2 protein-coding genes are annotated in these 1,241 nt (G+C 58.9%); both read left to right on the plus strand.

The window, feature by feature from the left end; genetic code table 11:
• Positions 1-118 precede the first annotated feature (118 nt).
• The gene (locus AC097P_RS24220; RefSeq protein ID WP_479612973.1) at positions 119-523 is read left to right on the plus strand and encodes a hypothetical protein; all 405 of its coding nucleotides are present in this window, start codon (positions 119-121) and stop codon (positions 521-523) included.
• 340 nt (positions 524-863) lie between these two features.
• A partial coding sequence (locus AC097P_RS24225; protein WP_479612974.1) for a hypothetical protein occupies positions 864-1,241 on the plus strand: 378 nt, incomplete at its 3' end.

The following is a 1,241-nucleotide window of genomic DNA, read 5'->3' on the forward strand; positions in this document are numbered from 1 at the left end:
GCAGTTTTGCCTATGACAACTCCGACATGCGCAACGGGCTGGTCAAGTTGTCCCTGACATTCTCCAGCGCCGGGGAGTCGGTCAGCATCTACCACGAAGTGCACGTGAACAACACGCCATGAAGCACACACCACGCATCCTGCAAAACGGTTTTGCCGCCATTGCGGCCATCTTTCTGGTGGTGTTGCTGGCTGCGCTGGGGGCATTCATGGTGGGGTTTTCCAATACCCAGCAGCTCAACTCGGCCCAAGACGTGCAGGGCTCGCGGGCCTACTGGGCTGCGCGCGGTGCGCTGGAGTGGGCCATACCCACGGTGACCCCCGCGCTCTGTGTTGCGCCCATGGCATCGCCGCCCACGCCGCTCGATGGTTTTACCATCACAGTCAACTGCGAACCCAACGCCTACACCGAAGGTGACGTCACGGTCAACGTGATGCGTCTGACCGCAACCGCCAGCCAAGGCGCAAGCGCGGGTAGTGTGGGCTTTGTAGAGCGCAGTGTGTCGGCATCCGTAGAGCGCTGAGCCAGATGCTTAGGAGACAAATATGCCATTAGCCCCCGTGAAATATGACTGTATCGCTATAATAAATATAGCACTTACTCAGAAAAACATTTCTCGACTGGCAACCAATGGGGCGAAGGGGAATGTACAAAAACAAACCTAAATCGCAAGCCGTGGCTTTGTGCGCTGGCAACCAATGGCCAGCGGTTGGACTTGTTTGAGCGAAAAAAGTACGGCCATACAAATGGCGAACTCGTCGCCGCCCAAGCGCGCCAGCTAGCACTATCTAACTGATAGGATGCCGACCAGCGGGAAGGGGGAAGGGCGCCACGTCGGCTGTTATTACTTAAGGACGACTTCAATGAAATCTCCAGTTGCTACTTTTTTTATAGCTGTTTGCGCATTATTTACGGGGGCTACGGCCACATTTGATGCACAAGCGCATGGGCCATCCGATGCCTCTGCCCTGAGCGCCATCTCGGCCATGCCGCTGGCCTCGGTGGTGGTGGGTGCCAGTGCGGTGGCGGGCGCGGTATTGGTGGTGAAGACGGTGGAAGTGTCAGCGGCGGGCACGGTCTATGTGCTGGAACGAGCGTCCGATGGCACCCGCGCCAGCGTCGAGGTGGTAGGCCAAGCCGCCAAGGGCGTCTCGCTGGTGGCCGGCACTGCGGTGGTGGTCAGCGTGATTGCTGCGGGCAGCGTGCTGTCGGTGGCCGGGCAGGTGATTGCCTTCATTCCC

This window comes from Rhodoferax sp. ZS1R8, assembly GCF_056521325.1.

Bases quoted from the DNA above. Each gene is read 5' to 3' on its own strand.
- AC097P_RS24220 (WP_479612973.1), top strand. From the start codon at position 119: ATGAAGCACACACCACGCATCCTGCAAAACGGTTTTGCCGCCATTGCG.